This window comes from Rhodospirillaceae bacterium, assembly GCA_018660465.1.
Classification (GTDB): domain Bacteria; phylum Pseudomonadota; class Alphaproteobacteria; order Rhodospirillales; family JABJKH01; genus JABJKH01.
On the sequence record JABJKH010000089.1, the window covers coordinates 92536 to 111260 of the forward strand.

The 18725-nt window shown below is 51.9% G+C and carries 20 protein-coding genes; 9 read left to right on the plus strand and 11 right to left on the minus strand.

Annotated elements, in window-relative coordinates; all coding sequences use genetic code 11:
* Nucleotides 1-13: 13 nt before the first annotated feature.
* Nucleotides 14-1120 (minus strand): DUF2066 domain-containing protein, encoded by a 1107-nt coding sequence (locus HOM51_14590; protein ID MBT5035737.1) that lies wholly within the window; start codon nt 1118-1120, stop codon nt 14-16.
* Nucleotides 1121-1290: 170 nt separating this feature from the next.
* Between HOM51_14590 and HOM51_14595 the strand changes: the two genes are divergently transcribed.
* From HOM51_14595 to HOM51_14605, 3 genes are all read left to right on the plus strand, one after another.
* Nucleotides 1291-2379 (plus strand): phosphoribosylformylglycinamidine cyclo-ligase, encoded by a 1089-nt coding sequence (locus tag HOM51_14595; GenBank protein ID MBT5035738.1) that lies wholly within the window; start codon nt 1291-1293, stop codon nt 2377-2379.
* Nucleotides 2367-3017 carry a phosphoribosylglycinamide formyltransferase gene (locus tag HOM51_14600; GenBank protein MBT5035739.1) on the plus strand — a complete coding sequence of 217 codons (651 nt, stop codon included), beginning with the start codon at nt 2367-2369 and terminating at the stop codon, nt 3015-3017. The genes HOM51_14595 and HOM51_14600 overlap by 13 nt, the downstream gene beginning before the upstream one ends.
* Before the next feature lie 82 nt (nt 3018-3099).
* Nucleotides 3100-3825 carry a dienelactone hydrolase family protein gene (locus HOM51_14605; GenBank protein ID MBT5035740.1) on the plus strand — a complete coding sequence of 242 codons (726 nt, stop codon included), beginning with the start codon at nt 3100-3102 and terminating at the stop codon, nt 3823-3825.
* 4 nt (nt 3826-3829) lie between these two features.
* Here the strand turns inward: HOM51_14605 and rnd are convergent, their stop codons facing one another.
* A complete protein-coding gene (gene rnd, locus HOM51_14610) occupies nt 3830-4984 on the minus strand; it encodes a ribonuclease D (protein MBT5035741.1) in 1155 nt (384 codons plus the stop codon).
* Between the two features lie 109 nt (nt 4985-5093).
* Between rnd and HOM51_14615 the strand changes: the two genes are divergently transcribed.
* Nucleotides 5094-5303 carry a hypothetical protein gene (locus tag HOM51_14615; protein ID MBT5035742.1) on the plus strand — a complete coding sequence of 70 codons (210 nt, stop codon included), beginning with the start codon at nt 5094-5096 and terminating at the stop codon, nt 5301-5303.
* Between the two features lie 3 nt (nt 5304-5306).
* Here HOM51_14615 and HOM51_14620 read toward each other — a convergent pair whose 3' ends face one another.
* The 3 genes from HOM51_14620 to HOM51_14630 form a co-directional block, all read right to left on the minus strand.
* Nucleotides 5307-6500, minus strand: coding sequence for a hypothetical protein (locus HOM51_14620; protein ID MBT5035743.1), 1194 nt, complete (start codon nt 6498-6500; stop codon nt 5307-5309).
* A 72-nt stretch (nt 6501-6572) separates the two neighbouring features.
* The gene (locus HOM51_14625) at nt 6573-6950 is read right to left on the minus strand and encodes a hypothetical protein (GenBank protein MBT5035744.1); all 378 of its coding nucleotides are present in this window, start codon (nt 6948-6950) and stop codon (nt 6573-6575) included.
* Between the two features lie 16 nt (nt 6951-6966).
* A complete protein-coding gene (locus HOM51_14630; protein ID MBT5035745.1) occupies nt 6967-7533 on the minus strand; it encodes a hypothetical protein in 567 nt (188 codons plus the stop codon).
* Nucleotides 7534-7882: 349 nt separating this feature from the next.
* Between HOM51_14630 and HOM51_14635 the strand changes: the two genes are divergently transcribed.
* Both HOM51_14635 and HOM51_14640 read left to right on the plus strand, forming a co-directional pair.
* Nucleotides 7883-9160: an MFS transporter gene (locus HOM51_14635; protein MBT5035746.1), complete on the plus strand. Its 1278-nt coding sequence runs from the start codon at nt 7883-7885 to the stop codon at nt 9158-9160.
* Nucleotides 9161-9248: 88 nt separating this feature from the next.
* A complete protein-coding gene (locus HOM51_14640; GenBank protein MBT5035747.1) occupies nt 9249-10073 on the plus strand; it encodes an aldo/keto reductase in 825 nt (274 codons plus the stop codon).
* Here HOM51_14640 and HOM51_14645 read toward each other — a convergent pair.
* From HOM51_14645 to HOM51_14655, 3 genes are all read right to left on the minus strand, one after another.
* Nucleotides 10068-11087: an alcohol dehydrogenase catalytic domain-containing protein gene (locus HOM51_14645; GenBank protein MBT5035748.1), complete on the minus strand. Its 1020-nt coding sequence runs from the start codon at nt 11085-11087 to the stop codon at nt 10068-10070. The genes HOM51_14640 and HOM51_14645 overlap by 6 nt on opposite strands.
* Nucleotides 11088-11230: 143 nt before the next feature.
* On the minus strand, nt 11231-11719 hold the full coding sequence (locus HOM51_14650) for an Hsp20 family protein (protein ID MBT5035749.1): 489 nt from the start codon (nt 11717-11719) through the stop codon (nt 11231-11233).
* A gap of 168 nt (nt 11720-11887) precedes the next feature.
* Nucleotides 11888-12751 carry an NAD(P)-dependent oxidoreductase gene (locus tag HOM51_14655; protein ID MBT5035750.1) on the minus strand — a complete coding sequence of 288 codons (864 nt, stop codon included), beginning with the start codon at nt 12749-12751 and terminating at the stop codon, nt 11888-11890.
* Between the two features lie 120 nt (nt 12752-12871).
* Here HOM51_14655 and HOM51_14660 point away from each other — a divergent pair, with 120 nt between their 5' ends.
* Nucleotides 12872-13033 (plus strand): hypothetical protein, encoded by a 162-nt coding sequence (locus HOM51_14660; protein ID MBT5035751.1) that lies wholly within the window; start codon nt 12872-12874, stop codon nt 13031-13033.
* A 92-nt stretch (nt 13034-13125) separates the two neighbouring features.
* Here HOM51_14660 and HOM51_14665 read toward each other — a convergent pair whose 3' ends face one another.
* Nucleotides 13126-13449, minus strand: a complete 324-nt coding sequence (locus HOM51_14665) for a (2Fe-2S) ferredoxin domain-containing protein (GenBank protein ID MBT5035752.1) — start codon at nt 13447-13449, stop codon at nt 13126-13128.
* Between the two features lie 128 nt (nt 13450-13577).
* Here HOM51_14665 and pyk point away from each other — a divergent pair, with 128 nt between their 5' ends.
* Nucleotides 13578-14993: a pyruvate kinase gene (gene pyk, locus HOM51_14670; GenBank protein ID MBT5035753.1), complete on the plus strand. Its 1416-nt coding sequence runs from the start codon at nt 13578-13580 to the stop codon at nt 14991-14993.
* A gap of 7 nt (nt 14994-15000) precedes the next feature.
* On the opposite strand, the gene HOM51_14675 is transcribed toward pyk, so the two are convergent.
* Both HOM51_14675 and ndk read right to left on the minus strand, forming a co-directional pair.
* Nucleotides 15001-15810, minus strand: coding sequence for a hypothetical protein (locus tag HOM51_14675; GenBank protein ID MBT5035754.1), 810 nt, complete (start codon nt 15808-15810; stop codon nt 15001-15003).
* A gap of 398 nt (nt 15811-16208) precedes the next feature.
* Nucleotides 16209-16631: a nucleoside-diphosphate kinase gene (gene ndk / locus HOM51_14680; GenBank protein ID MBT5035755.1), complete on the minus strand. Its 423-nt coding sequence runs from the start codon at nt 16629-16631 to the stop codon at nt 16209-16211.
* 212 nt (nt 16632-16843) lie between these two features.
* On the opposite strand from ndk, the gene HOM51_14685 reads away from it, so the two are divergent.
* Nucleotides 16844-18718: an ABC-F family ATP-binding cassette domain-containing protein gene (locus tag HOM51_14685; GenBank protein ID MBT5035756.1), complete on the plus strand. Its 1875-nt coding sequence runs from the start codon at nt 16844-16846 to the stop codon at nt 18716-18718.
* Nucleotides 18719-18725 lie beyond the last annotated feature (7 nt).

Sequence of the window (18725 nt, forward strand, 5' to 3'; positions counted from 1 at the left end):
ATTTACTCAAGGCCTAATTTCCCTGGCGACCAGAGAAATTCAGAACCCACTTCTCGCCATTTCCCAAAAGCGCCAGATCGGCCTGTTCCAGTGCCAGAGAAAGTTGCTCGACTTCACCGATGTAATGAAGATTGACCCGAACCGAGGTCTTGGATAGCAAGACCATATCCACCCCGCGGACCACTGCGACGGTGCCAAGCTGCTTTCTAACCCGCAGCCAATCCCTGAGACCCTTGATAGGGACATCTATAGCAATCACGGATTGCTGATCAAATTGCAATAGGTTGTCTTGTTTCCAAGAATCTTCAAGAAGCCACGACAGTTCCATCGCCGCTCGAGCCAATAGTCTGGAATCAGATTCGCCCGTGCGAGCCCGAAAAACTCGATCAATGGTCTGCGTATCAAGGGCACCACCGTGCCGAGTCATACGAACCCGCAGTTCCGGCTTGCCGGTTTTCTGGCTCAACCCAGCAACCGCGTACGTAACCAAGGCATCCCCTGCTTTGTAACGATTGGTGACGGCGGCGAGCCGTTGGGGGTCGCCTTTGACGGCCTGTTCCGCGCCAATGATCGCAATATCAGTTAGGTCACCGGTCGGTAGCCGTGTCGGCACCAGACCGTCCCCCACCTGACGCTCAGCCCACGCTTTCCGCCACGGGTTGGGGTCGTCCCACAAAACCATAATCCCCGCCGCGTGATACACCGGCAGCACCAAGGTCAATTTGCTGGGGGTTTCAGCGAACGGAATATTATAACTTATCAGTAGGTCGCGAACGTCACGGCGCTTAAATCTATAGCTCAGGGTCGCGAGATAACGCACTGATGATGTTTTTTCGTCCGCAACCGAGAAGTCCTGAACCAATGTCGCAATTTCAGACCCCTTCAGACTGGGGAGGCGATGACGGTCTTCCAGTAAGGTAATCCGTTCGAGCAGGCGGCGAAATGCGGACACTTCACCATCCGCCAAAGCTTTATTACGTGCGGCGGCAGCAGTGTCTGCCGTAACATCGACAGCAACACCCGAGATCTCATAAACGTTTGCCGCCGTCGCCGGGGATACAGGCAAAATCACCACGCCCAGCGATACAATAATCAGTACCGCACCTATCCATTTACGCATTATGATCGAGCCCCCAATTCCGAGCACCTACTATAGAGCATTGAAATGCACCCTGGAATCCGTATCTTCGCACATGGATACGTTTTATAACGTCCCTCGTACACCCCACATAACACCCCACGTAACATTCATGGGGCATGTAGCAGATATTTTAAGCAGAGGACATAGGCATTAATAAGGCAACCCCCAACGGCCCTTCAGGCCTCAGCTATAAAGAAGCCGGTGTCGATATTGACGCTGGTGAAAAGCTGGTAGACGCAATTAAACCCTTGGCCAAGTCCACGTCCAGAAGCGGCGTCATGGCAGGACTGGGCGGATTCGGTGCGCTGTTTGATCTTAAAGACGCAGGTTTCAAGGACCCCGTCCTGGTGGCTGGAACCGATGGCGTCGGCACAAAACTGAAAGTCGCCATTGAGGCCGGCACGCACGATACCGTGGGAATCGACCTCGTCGCCATGTGCGTGAACGACCTTGTGGTCCAAGGGGCAGAGCCGCTGTTTTTTCTGGATTATTTTGCAACAGCTAAACTGGACGTCGCCGCTGGCACCAACATTGTCTCAGGGATCGCCGAAGGGTGTCGTCAGGCCGGCTGTGCATTGATCGGCGGAGAGACCGCCGAAATGCCTGGTATGTACGCCAAGGATGATTATGACCTTGCGGGTTTTTCCGTTGGTGCGGTGGAGCGCGATGAAATACTGACCGGCGATAAAGTGGGGGCCGGAGACGTAATCCTAGGTCTCACTTCAAGCGGACTCCATTCCAACGGTTTTTCACTGGTCCGCCGAGTCGTAGAGAAAGCAGGCTTGGATTATGCCGCCCCTGCACCCTTCGATGACAATCAGTCCTTGGGTGCCGCGTTGTTGGAGCCCACACGAATTTATGTGAAAGCCTGCCTTGCGGCCTTAAAGGCTGGTGGTGTTCACGCCTTTGCTCATATCACAGGCGGCGGACTGATTGAGAATATCCCGCGGGTATTGCCAGAGGGATTGGGCGCGGACATTGACGTCACCCAGTGGTCCCTACCCCCGGTGTTTGTATGGCTTGCGAAGGCCGGTGGTATTGAACAGCGGGAAATGGCGCGAACATTTAACTGTGGCATTGGCATGTGCGTGATCGTTTCAGACGCAAAAGCAGATGCTGTAACAGCCGCCCTAAAGGACGCAAGCGAAACCGTTGTGCGTTTGGGCACTGTGGTTCCCCGTAAGGACGAAGGTGATGCGGTCCAGTTACAAAGTTTGGAACAGACATGGCCAAGTTAAAAATTGGCGTCCTCATTTCAGGCCGGGGCAGTAATTTACAAGTCCTAATCGACACCTGTAGTGAACCTGACTTTCCCGCTGAAATCGTCTTGGTCCTTTCTAACATTCACGGCGTCATGGGCCTCGACCGAGCCGCAAAGGCCGGAATCCCGACAGCGGTAATCGACTACACCGAATTTAATAGCCGCGAAGAATTTGATCACGAAATGACCGAGGTTTTAGAGGCTAACGGCGTCGAATTTGTTTTCATGGCTGGTTTTATGCGCCTGTTAAGCGATCCGTTTGTGGAGCGCTGGTATGATCGCTTGGTAAACATTCACCCCTCACTCTTGCCCGCCTTTAAAGGCTTAAACGTTCATCAGCGGATCATCGAAGAAGGCGCACGGTTTTCGGGATGCACGGTACATTATGTCCGCCCGGCGCTTGATGACGGTCCCATCATCGTTCAGGCCTGTGTGCCGGTCCACCAGGACGATACCCCGGATGTGCTGGCAGCCCGGGTCTTGGAGCAGGAACATGTGATTTATCCGATGGCACTAAAACTTATTGCCGAAGGGCGCGTTCAGGTCGCTGACGAGCTTGCAATTATTGAAGATCCGACCTATCCGAACGAAACGCTGATTAACCCGAAAATATAAATATGAGTCATTGCCTAGCTGCCATCGTTTTGGCAGGATGCGGCAACAACAATTTCTGATTTCTTTTGGGGAGGATTAAGCTATGGGCCACCGTGTTGATACTGTTAACGTCAACGACAGTCCGATGGAAGTTTTCATGTATGAGCCGGATGGGGACGGCCCACATCCGGGCATTGTTCTCTGCCAACATATTCCTGTTGGTCATACCGGCGTTGAGAATGACGAGTTTACCCTTGTCGCCGCGCAGCGTTACGCGGATGCAGGTTTTTCCGTCGCCGTTCCTTTTATCTTTCACTGGTGGCCAAAATCAGAAGAAATGCAGGTCAAGAGAGACGAATTCAGGGACGACTGGACGACCTTGGACCTACGGACGACATTTGATCACTTGGCCGGCCAAGACAATGTTGATAGTAAAAGAATCGCCATCGTCGGCCATTGCTGGGGCGGTCGGGTGAGTTTGCTGGGCGCATGTCATAACCCTGACTACGCAGCTTGCGCCGTCTTCTATGGTGGGCGCGCTGATGTCACGATGGGGCCGGGAACGCCTCCTGTGACCGATTTGATGGGAAATATTAACTGCCCTGTCTTCGGCTTCTTTGGTAACGAAGATGAAAACCCGTCGCCGGAATTGGTCAATAAATATGAAAAAGCGTTAACCGATGGCGGCGTCGAGAGTACGTTCTATCGATACGACGGAGCTGGCCACGCCTTCCAGAATTTTCCCTCACCGGAAAAATACCGAGAAGAACAAAGCGAAGACGCGTGGGGTAAGGTGATTGACCACCTAAAAGAAACGCTAGCGGCGTAAGGACCTAGTCCACAGGTACAACAGCGACCTTTTTGTTGCGGACCGCTAAGGCCATGGCACCTTCCTTGAGCTTTAGCGCGTCTTCTCCGAAAAGGTCGCGGCGCCAGCCATGAAGGGCGGGGGCATCTGCCTCTTCACCATAGGCGGCGATCAAATCCACATCAGCTGAAGACGCAACCAACTTTTGCGCCACGCCGGATTCGACACACTTCATTTTCAAGAGAACCTTAAGCAGTTCCGCCGTCGGGCCGATGTCGGCGGGCAAGCGTGCACGGTTCTTAGGCTTCGGACATTCCGCATCTGGCACGGCAAGCCCGCGCTTAACGGCGTCCAGCAATTCCTGGCCAGAAGCATTTTCTGCCATCCGCTTGCCAAGTCCCCGGACCCGTTCCAAGTCTGCCGTGGTCTTTGGCACATGGTGTGCAATTTCCAACAAAGCTTCGTCCCGAAGGACTCGGTTGCGCGGTAAGTCCCGTGTTTCAGCCTGGGTTTGACGCCAGCCTGCAACTTCGCGAAGGACCGCTAACAAGCGCGGCTTCGGATTGCGAACTTTTAGGCGCAAGTAAGCCCGCGCCGGATCGACATAATAGGTCTCTGCCGCTGTCAGCACTGCCATTTCTTCAACCAACCAATCGGCACGACCGTTGCTCTCCAGGGTCGCCTTTAACTTTTCGTAGGCGACCCGCAAATGAGTGACGTCCCCCAAGGCATAGTCAATTTGCCGATCCGACAAGGGCCGAACAGACCAGTCGGTAAACCTGGATGATTTATCAATTCGCACACCGGTCAATGAGCCAATCAAAGTATCGTAGCCAACAGAATCGCCATAACCGCAAACCATTGCGGCAATTTGTGAATCAAACACCGGTTTCGGCAACCGCCCCGCCAGATGATAAAAGATTTCCAAATCCTGGCGGCCCGCATGAAACACTTTCAATATATTTTCATCGGCAAACAGATCGAACAGCGGCGACAAGTCCAACCCTTCGGCCAGCGGATCGATCGCCCATGCCTCATCCGGTCCTGCGACCTGCACAAGACAGAGTATGGGCCAGTAGGTTTTCTCCCGCATGAACTCTGTATCAACGGTGATATAGGACGCTTTTGAAAGCCGCCCGCACAGTTCCTGGAGGGCGGTATTGTCAGTAATCAATGCCATAGGGTATTGCTATACACTGGAAATTCTGTGGCCAAAAGCCGAATGACGATCTTTTGCTGTCAAATTGTGGAAAACATGTATGATTGGCCAAAATTAACTTGGAAGACCCATGGAAAAAGCGCGTAGACTCAGCGACAAAATTATCGAAGCTCATGAACATGCACTGCGTTCGGGAAAAATGGACGTCGCCGACCTATTGATGAAGGCCCTGGTGACTGACCTTTCAGCAATTGGAGGCGATAAGCCGGAGTACCGCACTGCCATGGAAACCATCGAGAAGGTTTTCGCACGTCACGAAGCCGCGAGAAACCGGCTTTAATCTTTAATCCTTATAGATCATGTTGGCAGCCTTCAGAAGCAGGGTCCGATTGACGCCATCTGAATGCAAGAAGGCAGCCGCATCACGGATCAGCTTTTCAAATCCGACATCCTTCATAAAGCCGGAACCACCGTGGATTTCTGACGCTTTGGTGACGATTTCCCAGGCGATTTGAGAGGCGTATACCTTTGGGTAAGCGCCAAGCGTTGGGTCCCATCCAAGGTCTTTATTGTCTGCCGCCCAGCAGGCCCGGTGAATATAGGTCCGAGCGATATCCAACTTCATCCGCATTTCCGCCAAGTCTGCGCGAATGCCGTCATGATTTATTAATTGCGTACCGCCCTGAACCCGAACCTTGGCCCATTCCAGCGCCCGTTCGTAGGCTGACACCGCGACGCCCAATACGCTGGCGGCAGCATAGGCGTTGCTCTGCGGGAAAAATTCCGTCAGCACACCGAAGCCTTTGCCGACTTCACCGACCACGTTTTCATCGGGAATAAAACAGTCCTGAAAAATGAGCTCAGAATTATTCGCCAGCCGTTCGCCCATTTTGTCGTGGACTCTGCCAATGGTGAAGCCTTCCATTTCCCGATCGATGATGAAGCAGGTGGCACCACTGGCTAGTCCCTTGCCTTTCTCCGACTGCACGAATAACAGATAGATGTTGGCGCGGTTTCCGTTGGAGATGAAATGCTTCATGCCGTTGACTTTCCAACCGCCCTCAACCTTTTCCGCATTGGTCTGAAACGGGAATTTTGGGTCATCAAGGGGCAGAAAATAGTTGGAAGCCGTTTCCGGTTCGGTAATCCCAATCGCCAGTAATGAGCGCGGGTCATCGCGGAACCTTGGCAGGTATTTTTCTTTCTGCTGATCTGTCGTCGCGTTCTGGAAGATTTGCGCTAGCTTAAGCGTCTGCGCCATAACCACGGAAACGCCAAGGTCCCCCTTGGCCAATTCCTCAACCACCATGGATGTAGTGAGGGAGTCGGCACCAATGCCACCCCATTCTTCGGTCAGGGTCATGGTGCGGATGCCAAGTTCATCGGCCTTTTCCACCAATTCCCACGAGAAACAATCAGACGGGTCTTGCTGTCGGTCAAGGTCTGCCGCGACCGGTTTTACTTCTTCTTCAACATATTTGCGGACCGTATCCAGGATTGCTTCCTGATCCGAATCCAATACGAAAATATCGCTCATGGGAAACTGGCTCCATACCACTATAAATTTTTCGCCATCGTAGTGATATTGCCCCAAAGGGAAAGGTGCTAATTATTTCTTCTTACAGGGAAACGATTTTGAAATTGCTGCGGCCACAAGCAATGCGGCTGGATAGTGATACTGTTCTGGATGCGCACGCAGGAAACTCTTTACCACCGTCACATGAGTATGTGGTGTCGTCCCGAATGGAAAGCATGCCAGATACCCACCCACTTCTGCCTTATTCGCCATCACATCGACGACCCCGCCGATGTAACCGACGCACAGCGGGTTCTCAGGCATGCCTTCGACTTTGGTAAAACATAACTCAGCCAGGCGTTCGCCGTTCGTCCAATAGGAATTTTCCTGAGCACTTGACTGGGTAAATGCCGGCGTCACCAAAAGTGCCGCCATCAAGAGAGCCGCCAAAACAACAAGGTTTTTCATCATAATAGCCATCCTCCGTTTACGACGTACAAGGATACTCTTCAGCAAAAACCACCATTAAGGCAGAGCGGGCATTTTCATTGTGAGATTCCGGATGCTCCCGTCCCCACCGCAAAAAGGCCTGCACGGCGCGATCCTTCTGGATGCCTTCATCCGGCACACAGATCAGACTCTTACCTGCCAAGAACTGTACCAAAACCACTGAATCGATAAAGCCCGCGACATAGCTTGAACAACCATACTTGCCGATCTCAGGATTAACGGATGCAGGGTAACTGCCTTCGCAAGCCCAAATCAGTTGATCCACCTTGAGGCCAGGGGTTTCAGCATCGACGCCAATTAAGGGTTTCGCGGTGGCTGGCGCAGGCGGGATTTGGGAAGCGATCCCAGGGGCGCGAACGACGATTACTTTTTGCTCCAAGGCTAAGTCTTGTCCCCCACCTGTCACGGCCTCAGGGTTTCCGGCCGAACTGGCGGGCGCGACTGTCGGGCTCTCTTCGTTGACCAAGCCCAAAGTATCACAGCCACCAAGGCCGATTACCGTGACTATTAGCGCTGCCATAAGGGTACGTTTGAATTCAATCATGGGCGGAATCGTACAACGAGAAAGTTAATAAAAAACAATCCAGTGGTCTGTATCACCTAAATTACACTCCTACGACGATGGTATGAGGTTTCCGGCGAGGAGTGCATCGCGCCGTGGTGCCATCACCATAAACGATGCAGGACGACATCCGGAAGCCTCATACCATCGCCCTTCGGGTCAATTTTCCCATACCCTCGGGGCGTCGAGAAAGCTTGACGATGCTGCGGCATCGCCCGCACATCCTCTCCTACCGAGGAAATGGGAAAATTGATCGTAGGGGTGTAATTTAGGTGATACAGACCACTAAAGCCTAATATTGAGTAAAGTACCTGCGCGGGTAAAATAGCCCATGCCCTTAATTTCATTCCTCACCCGCAGTGTTAATGTCCGCGAGAATGAGGTGCGCGCGCTGTTCTGGTCGTTCGCCTATTTCTTCTGCCTGCTCACGGCCTACTACATCCTTCGGCCGTTGCGCGATGAAATGAGTATCGTTGGCGGCACGCGGAACCTACATTGGCTACTGACTGGAAACTTTGCCTTGATGCTATTGGCGGTGCCCTTGTTTGGCTGGGTCGTGGCCAAGTTCCCGCGACGCACGTTCATCCCTCTCGTTTATCGCTTCTTTATTCTTAACATCTTGATCTTTTTCGCGCTGATGACATTCAAGGAAAATGATCCTTGGATCGCCCGCGCCTTTTTCCTGTGGGTCGGCGTTTTTAACCTTTACATCGTGTCGGTGTTTTGGGGATTTATGGCTGATATATTTAAGTCCGAACAAGGCAAGAGATTGTTCGGTTTTATATCTGCTGGGGGCTCGGCAGGGGCGTTACTCGGCCCCATTATTGCCAGAACGCTCGCAGAACCCCTGGGGCCGGTAAATTTGCTCCTGCTATCGGCTGTGTTCTTGGAACTAACCCAGGTCTGTTTTCGCGCCCTTATCAATGACCCGGCTCTCACTAAAGCGGATCACAAACCCAAGCCCATTGGCGGAAGCATTTTTGCTGGGTTCTCTGCTGTGGCACGCTCGCCCTACTTGCTCGGCATCTGTGTTTATATGTTTCTCTACACCAGCACTTCGACGTTTCTTTGGCTTCAGCAAATCAACATCATCGATGCCAACGTAAAGGCACAGGTCGCCCGCATCGAAATTTTTGCATCGCTGGATATGATCGTCGGTGCCCTCACCATATTGGCGCAGTTGTTTGTAACGGGACGGTTCATGCCAAAACTCGGCGTTGGTGTTTTTATCGCGGCAGTACCGGTCTTTACTCTGGCCGGGTTTCTGGCGCTGATAATTGCACCACATGGGATATTCTTGATCCTTTTCAACACGCTGCGACGGGCTGCCAACTTTGCGCTCTCCAAACCAGCGCGTGAAGTTCTCTATACGGTCGTCACCCCAGAGCAAAAATTTAAGCCAAAAGTGTTTAATGATACTGTAGCCTATAGAGGCGGCGATGCGGTTACCGGATGGGTACACGCCGGCCTGGATCACGGGCTTGGGTTCGAGCTTCCAGCCCTGGCAGGGGTCGCGGCTGCCTATTCCGCCGTCTGGATCGGAACATCTGTTTATTTGGGACGCAAACAGGAACAAATGGCTGCAGGAGAAAACCATGTACGGACCTAAACTCAGCAGGAAATCGTTTCTTCAATTAGCAGGAGGCACTGCGCTGTCGGCGCTATCAGGCCAGCACGCGTGGGCAACCCCCGCGACCATGCGCACCAAGCTGATCCCTGTGTCAGGTGAAGCTTTGCCCGTTGTCGGGCTTGGAACATCCAGAGTGTTTGATATTGGTGGTAGAGAGTCAGAGCGCGCTCCCCGGCGTGAAGTTTTAAAGCTTCTATTACAAGCGGGTGGGACCGTTATCGATTCATCTCCCATGTACGGGGAGGCGGAAGAGGTTGTGGGTGATCTTCTTCGCGATATTAGCTTCACGCCAAAACCATTTGTTGCGACCAAAGTTTGGACGGAAGGCCGTCAAGATGGCATCGAGCAAATGGCAAAGTCGGCCCGCCTTCTCCGCACACCGAAGATCGACCTGATCCAAATTCATAATTTGGTCGACTGGCGCACCCATTTGAAAACCCTTCGGCGCATGAAGGAAGAAGGCACGATCCGCTACATCGGCATCACCCATTACACCGACTGGGGACAGGCCGAATTGGCGGCAATCATTGGCTCCAATCAATTCGATTTTGTGCAAACCGAATACGCCATTGATACCCGTAAGGCGGAAGAGCGTCTGCTGCCCTTGGCACGGGACAAAGGCACAGCCGTCATCATCAACCGACCGTTTCAGCGGGGCAGCTTGTTCCGCGCTGTCAGAGGCCAAAAACTTCCGCCCTGGGCGGCAGACTTTCAGTGTAAGAGCTGGGGTCAATACTTTCTAAAATTTGTTTTGTCCCATCCGTCCGTCACCTGCACGATCCCCGGCACCAGCAAGCCCAAGCATATGCGCGATAATGTGCAGGCTGGGTTGGGGCGGTTCCCAAATGAAAAAGAGCGCCAAAAGATGGTGGCCTATTTGGAGAGTCTATAAGGACGCCCGAATAATCATCTTCATCCGCCCAGGCTCATCGGTCGCTAACATTTCCATGGCCTTATTGAGATCGGTCATGGGGAGGACGTGTGTGATCAAGGGTTTTATCTGGATATCGCCATCTCGCACCAACTTGGTACTTGCCGGAAATGAATTGGCCAGCGACGCACGGGCATTGATGATTTTAAGTTCCTTGAAGTAGAAATCATAGAACGGCAGCTTGCCCTCTTTCTCCGTATAAATTCCAAAGGGAAGTATCCGGCCGCCCAACCGAACGAGGTCCATGGTCTGGGCCAGGGTGTAGAGCTTACCGGCTGTCTCAATCCCCAGATCAGCCCCGCGTCCATCGGTCGCTTCAAGGATACGCTCAGGGGTGTCTTCATCCGGCGCCAACGTCAGGTCAGCGCCAAATTTTTCCGCCATGTCACGCTTCCATTTACTGCGGGTAATGCCAATGACTTTGCCAGCACCCAGAGCCTTGGCCAATTGGACGTGAAGTTGGCCGGCAACACCTAGCCCGGTCACGACAACGGTTTCGCCCGGCACAATTTCCGCCAACATTTGCGCATGCCAGCACGTGCTAAACACTTGGATAAAGGCCGCTTCATCATCATCGACATCGTCAGGGATCGAATGGGCATTGGTCTCTGGGATTGTCATGTATTCGGCAAATCCACCGTTTCGTTCGCGGCCGATCAAAAGGCTGTTGGGGCAAAGATTGGTCTGGCCAATTTTGCAATGAAAGCAGGTTCCGCACGCACAGGTGGGATCGATTACGACTCTCGTTCCAGGTCCGGCTCCATTAGCGGTGTGGCCCTTAACAATTTCGCCAGTGATTTCGTGCCCCATGACCAACGGCAACCGAGCCGGCATGCCACCATCGAATATTTTTAAATCTGTTCCGCAGATGCCGCTGCCCGTGACGCGAACCAATGCCTCACCGTCAGCCGGGACAGGCTGGGGAATTTCTTGCTCTTCAATCTTGCTGAGCGCGGTTAGAACCATCGCCTTCATCGGGGCACCTTCTCAAAATAAATGGTGTCCATATCTAAACTAAGCACCCCTTGATGGAAAGCGTCCGCCCCTCGGCGCACGCAAAAAAAGGGTGCGTCCCTGCAAAGGAACGCACCCAGTTTTGGGAGGCTTCAGAATAAAAACTACGCGGCTTCTTTATCGCCGACGCCGAGCATCTTTTTCGCTTTACTGGTCAGTGATGCCGCCGGACCTTTGGCGATTTCGATCTTGCGCGGTTTCAGTTCCTCTGGAACTTCGCGTTCAAGATCAATGGTCAGCACGCCGTTCTCCAAATTTCCGCCGATGACTTTCAGGTGATCGGCCAAATCAAACGACCGCTGGAACGCTCGAGTTGCGATACCACGATGCAGATAGCGGGCATCGGCAGTGTCCTCAGTAGATTTGCCGCTGACGGTTAGACGATCCGCTTCGACCGTTACTTCCAAATCGTCCTCAGAAAATCCGGCAACCGCCATGGTGATCCGGTAAGCGTCTTCGTCAACCGCCTCGATATTATAGGGCGGGTAACTCGGCACCGAATTGGCGCGCTCAAGACTTTCGTCGAACACACGCTGGAAGCGATCAAAACCGATGGTGGAAGGGAACAGGGGTGAGAAATCAAATGTACGCATGACATATTCTCCTTTCGAGCAATATGTTTTAGTTTCGGAACCCGCCACCATGGCCTGGCTCCTATTTTTGCCGGTGAGATTGGGACCCTTCATAGGCATCCCAGTACCGACAAAACTGATATAGTTGGCGAAATTTCCGGCGCAAGTATCGGACGAAAAAAAATTTGATTAGGTCAAATATTTCTCAATTTCGTCAGCAAACACCTGCTCAGAATCATCCTCCGGTGCATAGCCCACGACCTCACGAGCATTATCAAGGCTCCAGAACGCACGTGTATTATCTGAAATTCCGTAAAAAATCTGATGGGGAATACCGTCTGAATTTTTGATATCGACCGTTTCGATGGATTTGATATAGAGCTGGCACATGTCACGTGGGCTAAAATAGGCGCCTAAGTTGCGGCGATACGACGTCGGGTTCGAATGTAACTTCTCACCATCAATCGTCCTGGGCGCGCCGATGCGGATGTGAACGTTTTCCACCGCCTTGCCAAACCGCCCGGTGGCGAACACAAAACCCATGTGCTCGTACGCGGCCTTCGTCCAGCCATAAAAATTATCGGATTTTGGATATGTTTCTGGGCCAATCATCCGCTTCTCACCGCTGTGTATCGTGCTTTCATACCAATCTGTTGCATGGTTGGAACTCGCCACAACGACGCGGCCTATATTTTCCTCCATCGCCAATTTAAAAACATGGAACGCCATATCCAGACTGTCCCGTTCCGGATAATACGAATCAACATTGTTGGGCGGGCGGGCGTCCAACCACTGAACAGGCGCATTGCTTTTGAGGCCAGGCCGACTGATCCGGGCATTATGAACAACGGCATCGATGCCTTGAAAATGGTGTCGGTATGACTCGATATCCGGATTGCTCAGATCGACTTCAATAATATCTTCAATCACCCCTTCCCGGCCTTGTTTCTGACTATCGAGAAGGACAAGTTCATAACGATCACGGAATATGGGCAAAAGCTGAGACGAGATATATCCAGCAGCCCCCGTTATCAGCACACGTTTTTTACTCATTATGTTGCTTTCTCCTTAAAGTTTTTTTGCCCTGTGACCCCGGTCACTGTCACTATAAGCTCAAATCGTTACTATTACGTAATGAAAATGAGGAACAGCCAGAGGAAATAGGAGGTAGAAATGAACGTATTACTTACAGTGTTAACCGATGTTTGGTATCTTTGGGCCGATCTATTTACCTGGCTCCCTTACAGCGATGTTTTTGCAGTTTGCACCTTGGCCGGTAGCCTACTAATTGCGGGCAAGATCATCCACACAGTTATGGGCAGCACCTGCCACTAAAATCCAAACACGCCCACCACCACAACATGCCGGCTACGGTGGGCAACAGCCTCGCGAACTCTTAGCTAGGGGGAAGAGTTCGCGGGGCATTTTTATGAACCCAACAAATGTAGCGGAGGATCATCATCCGTATCACGAGTGCCGCATTCCGCCTCTAGTTCCTCAAGCAGCCCTGTGACTTTATCAAGCGACATTTCAAAGTAAAATCGGCCCCCCGGTGCCAATCTCATGGATGGTCCCTTGGTACATTGGCCAAGACAAACAATGCGCTGCGTCTCAATGTCTATTTGTCGTTCGAGTATTCCCTGTTCTAAGGCTTTGGCAATATCCTCGCTGCCGCTGCCCGCGCACGACCGCTGCCCCAATTGAAAGCGGCGGTTCACACACATCACCAATATTTCGGGCTTTTCCGTCATAATTCTAAAAACACCTCCACCCGAAATTGTAACCTATTGGTTAGAACAAAGTCGCCATGTGTTGTCATTTAGGCGTCAATTTGTAAAGATTTACTGAGGGTTAGACCTAAAAGTGACGGTGGATAATAATGCTGCGAAATAGAAATACAAAAATCTTGGCGACACTCGGCCCCGCAAGCTCCGATGAGAAAATGATCTCTCAGCTGTTTGAGGCCGGTGTCGATGTCTTTCGATTCAATTTCAGTCACGGCAGCCACGAAGGCCACAAAGAGCGCTTTAAAATAATTCGCAATTTGGAAAAAAAGTTTTCCAGACCTATTGGCATCCTACAGGATCTTCAGGGCCCTAAACTTCGGGTCGGAAAATTCAAGTCTGATTCTGTAGAACTCAGACAAGGGAATGACTTCCGGCTCGATCTAAACGAAGACCCGGGCGACGAAACCCGGGCGCACATGCCCCATCCGGAAATTTTTGCGGCCCTGGAACAAGATATGGACCTGTTGCTGGATGATGGAAAAATTCGTCTGCGGGTCGCTTCGCGCGGTGCCGACTTTGCTGAAACCCATGTAATGACCGGCGGCACCCTATCCGCCAATAAGGGTGTTAACGTGCCGAGTGCAATTTTGGACTTGGACCCGGTCACGGAAAAAGATCGCAAAGACCTAAAATTTGGCCTGGATATGGGCGTTGATTGGGTCGGCTTATCTTTTGTACAGCGACCCGAGGACGTCGCCGTCGCGCGCAAGCTTATAGGCGGCCGCGCGCCGGTCTTGGTCAAACTTGAAAAACCATCGATTGTCCGCGACCTCTGGGAAATTGTCGACCTAGCTGATGCGATCATGGTCGCCCGCGGTGACCTTGGCGTCGAAGTCCCACCGGAAGATGTGCCTCCCCTACAAAAACGGATCGTGAGAACCTGCCGATATTCAGGCAAACCCGTTGTCGTCGCGACCCAAATGCTGGATTCCATGGTCAATACCCCTATTCCCACTCGGGCAGAGGCTTCTGATGTCGCAACTGCAGTCTATGATGGAGCCGACGCGGTTATGTTGTCAGCAGAATCCGCGGCCGGGTCCTTTCCACTGGAATCGGTTCAGATGATGGATCGGATTATCACCAGTGCGGAAAGGGATCCCTTGTACCGACGCATTGTTGCCGCCGAACACTATAATCCTGAAGCAACCGCCGAAGACGCTATTACCTCAGCCGCTGCCCAAGTCGCTAAAACCGTATCCGCCGCAGCAATTGTTACTTTCACGACCAGTGGTTCGACGACCTTTCGGTGCGCGCGTGAACGCCCAGAAGTTCCCATCTTAAGCTTAACCCCAGACATGCTGACAGCACGGCGGCTTGCCATCACTTGGGGTGTTCATCCGGTTCAGACCCACACCATGGATGATTTTGAATCGATGGTCGATACAGCGGTTAAAGTTGCGGTTGAAGAAGGGTTCGCAAAACCTGGACAACGGGTCGTGGTAACCGCAGGCGTTCCGTTCGGCACGCCGGGAGCGACCAATATTCTCCGCATTGCTTGGGCGAATTAGATATATTTTAGGAGTCGGTTGTACCAACAAGCTTTGAAAGGCAGCGGTTAATATTAGCCCGCTGGCGGACTTGTGCGGCATACTCCGCTAACTGCTTGCCTTCGATCTTAATCTTATTTTTGCCAATCCTGATGGCACTGCCCCGATCATAAATTTCTTTAATTTTACCGGCCTGTTTGTCCCATTTATCTAGATATACCGTCCAATCCCCATCGTGTCGTCGATCAACATAATTGATCACCCGCGTGTGGGTCAGGTTCCCCCAAATTGCGACCTTGGGCATGGGGGGGCAAGAGGAAGTATCCACTCGCTTAAGATCTTTGATCGTAGGCTCTTTAATCGCCATAGCTTTGGCCAAACTGGTTCCTGGTGCTGGACCGGAAGTACCACCAGAGGATTTGATCCGAGGAGCCGGCGCCTTCAAAGAGGGGCTTGAGCCACCGTCGTTACGCGTAGTTTCATAGTTACTGTCCGAGAGCTGCTCAGCGTTACTGTCCGAAAGCTGCTCAGCTATAAAGCCCGAAACATACCCTCCCGACAATTCAGCTGTAGCCATACTGACCACAATGACGATCAATGCAGTCGGCCCCCAAATATGGCGGCGCGAAATTCTTGCTTTTCCTTGAGCAAAACGGTCCGGTCTGGCTGCACCTTCCGTACGCCGATCTGTAGCTGCCGTTGGGACAGAACGCGATACGGCATTTTTTGTCGCAATAGACTCCTCGCGACGAGGCCCTGGATCATCTCTGCGGTCGCCGCCTCTAGTTCGACGGTCTTCGCCTTCTCGGCGCGGGTCTTTAAAATTTTTTGCACTCATGTTCAAAGCAATAATCACCCAATTTGTGTCATCGATTGCATAAATGCGCTCCGAAATACCCTGCCCAATAGATATACTCGAAGTGCTATTTAACTTACATAAAAGGTAAATTAAAAAATTCAACTAAAATATTACAAAAATTGTGATTTTGTCAGCTACGCGTCAGAATTATAGGAATTTATGCAAATTATTGTCAGAATTTGCAGGAAATTATCAGAAAATAATTTTTTTGAATAATTATGACAGCTTCACGACAGTTTCATTAAGCGTTCGATTCGGAGATTCGAGAAAGATAACATTATTTTCAATTTAAAAAGGCCGCAGGAGGGCAAAATCGAAAAAAGCCGCCCTAAATTAGAGCGGCTCAATCCAGTACAAATCTTATAATTTAGCGATTCTTATCCGACAATTTCCGTATCACTGAAAAAGAAACTGATTTCAATCGCGGCATTTTCCGGTGAATCCGAACCGTGAACGGAATTTTCCTGAACATCTACGCCAACAGCCTTACGAATTGTTCCCTCGTCGGCATTTGCCGGGTTGGTGGCTCCCATAATTTCGCGATTTCGTGCGATGGCACCGTCACCTTCCAAAACCTGCACTACAACTGGGCCGGAAATCATATAGTCAACCAGTTCAGGAAAAAATGAACGCTCAGAGTGAACGCCGTAAAACTTCTCGGCCATTTCCTTCGTCAACTGCAAGCGTTTCTGGGCAACGAACCGTAGTCCGCCCTCTTCAAAAAACGTATTAATCTTACCAGTTAGATTACGAGCCGTTGCATCCGGCTTGATGATCGAGAGCGTACGTTCGACAGCCATTCTTCTGATAACTCCAAATAATGATTTAATAACAATGTTCTAATTATTAAGACCACAAGAATATTTGACCAAGTCCCCCCGGCATCCAAATGTGGTCGGCGCGTTATATAAACGCACCATGGTGACGTGGCAACTAAATCCTTTGGCAAATCCTATGGTAAATTTTCTCAACGCTGTTTCCCAACATATACAAGCGTGCTATCACCCCGCCCATGCTTCACATCACTGATCTTACATTTCGCATCGCCGGGCGGCCCTTATTCGAGACCGCATCTGCAACTGTCCCTCAGGGCCACAAGGTGGGCCTCGTAGGGCGGAACGGTACCGGAAAGACAACCCTGTTCAAGTTGATCTCAGGGGAACTTCACGCAGATTCTGGTACGGTTTCACTGTCGGGTAGAGCTCGCGTTGGCCAGGTCCAACAAGAGGCACCGGGCGGGAAAACTTCTTTGATCGATACGGTCCTTGCAGCAGATACCGAGCGGCAATCCCTGTTAGACGAAGCAGAAACCACCCAAGACCCGCACCGGATTGGTGAAATCCATACCCGTCTGGCAGATATAGAGGCCCACGCGGCACCTGCGCGTGCAGCTTCCATCCTTGCTGGATTGGGATTCGACGAAGCGACACAGCAACAGACCTGTGATAACTTCTCCGGCGGTTGGCGTATGCGGGTAGCCTTGGCCGCCGCCCTGTTTGCCAGACCTGATCTGTTGTTACTGGATGAGCCGACCAATCACTTGGATTTGGAAGCCGTCTTGTGGCTGGAGCAATATCTTGCGGCTTGGCAAGGAACCCTTGTCGTCATCAGCCACGACAGATCTCTGCTCAACAAAGTTACCGACGAGATTATCCATTTGGAGCACCGAAAACTCGTCCGCTACACGGGCAACTATGACCGCTTTGAGAGAACCCGGCGTGAACGCTTGGAGTTGGACGCTAAAATGCGGGTTAAGCAACAAGCTGCCAGACGTCACATTGAATCGTTTGTTGATCGCTTCAGGGCACAAGCAAATAAAGCGCGCCAAGCCCAAAGCCGGATTAAGATGCTGGCACGCATGCAGCCCATCGCTTCTGTGATGGAAGAAAAGACCAGCACGTTCGCGTTTCCGAACCCTGATCCACTGGCACCGCCAATTCTAACCCTGGAAGACACAGAAGTTGGATATGAAGACGGCAACCCGGTACTCACCAACCTCAATCTTCGGATTGATATGGACGACCGGATCGCGCTTCTAGGTGCCAACGGAAATGGCAAATCGACTCTTATTAAGCTTTTGTCTAAGCGGCTAGAGCCTTCCGCCGGCACTTTGAGAAAGTCCGGCAAACTCAGGGTCGGGTATTTTGCCCAGCACCAGACCGAAGAGCTGGATGCCAACGGCACTGCCTTTAGCCATATGGCCCGGTTGTTGCCGGACCTTCCCGAATCAAAAGTTCGCGCGCGCTTGGGACAGTTCAGTTTTTCCCAAGACATGGCCAACACCGAAGTCCGTAATTTGTCTGGCGGCGAAAAGGCCCGGCTTCTGTTTGCCCTCATGGGACGACACTCTCCGCATATCCTGCTGCTAGATGAACCGACCAACCACTTAGACGTGGATTCTCGCGAAGCCCTAGTCGAAGCCCTGAACGATTATGAGGGGGCGGTAATCCTGGTGAGTCACGACGCAAACTTGATTGAACTGGTTTGTGACCGGCTGTGGATCGTTGAGAATGGCTCGTGCGGGGCCTTCGATGGCGACCTTGATGACTATCGAAAGTCGCTATTGGAAAGCCGCAGGGCGGCCCGTCGCCAGGAAAAAGGGAATGGCACCTCGGCCAACAAGCGCAATGCCCGTCGCGACCGAGCCCAAGCGCGGGCAGCCAACGCTGAATTACGGAGGTCAGTAAAAAATGCAGAACAGCGCATGGAAAAGCTGCAAACCGAGCAGGCGAAACTGGAAGCAGAACTTGCAGACCCAAAAGTTTATAATGGCTCTACTGCTGACCTCATGAAGCTCCAAGTTCGACTTGGCGAAATTAAATCTAACGTTTCCAAGGCAGAGGAAAAGTGGCTCGAAGCCTCCGCGACTTTGGAAGAAGCGACGTAAATCGAAC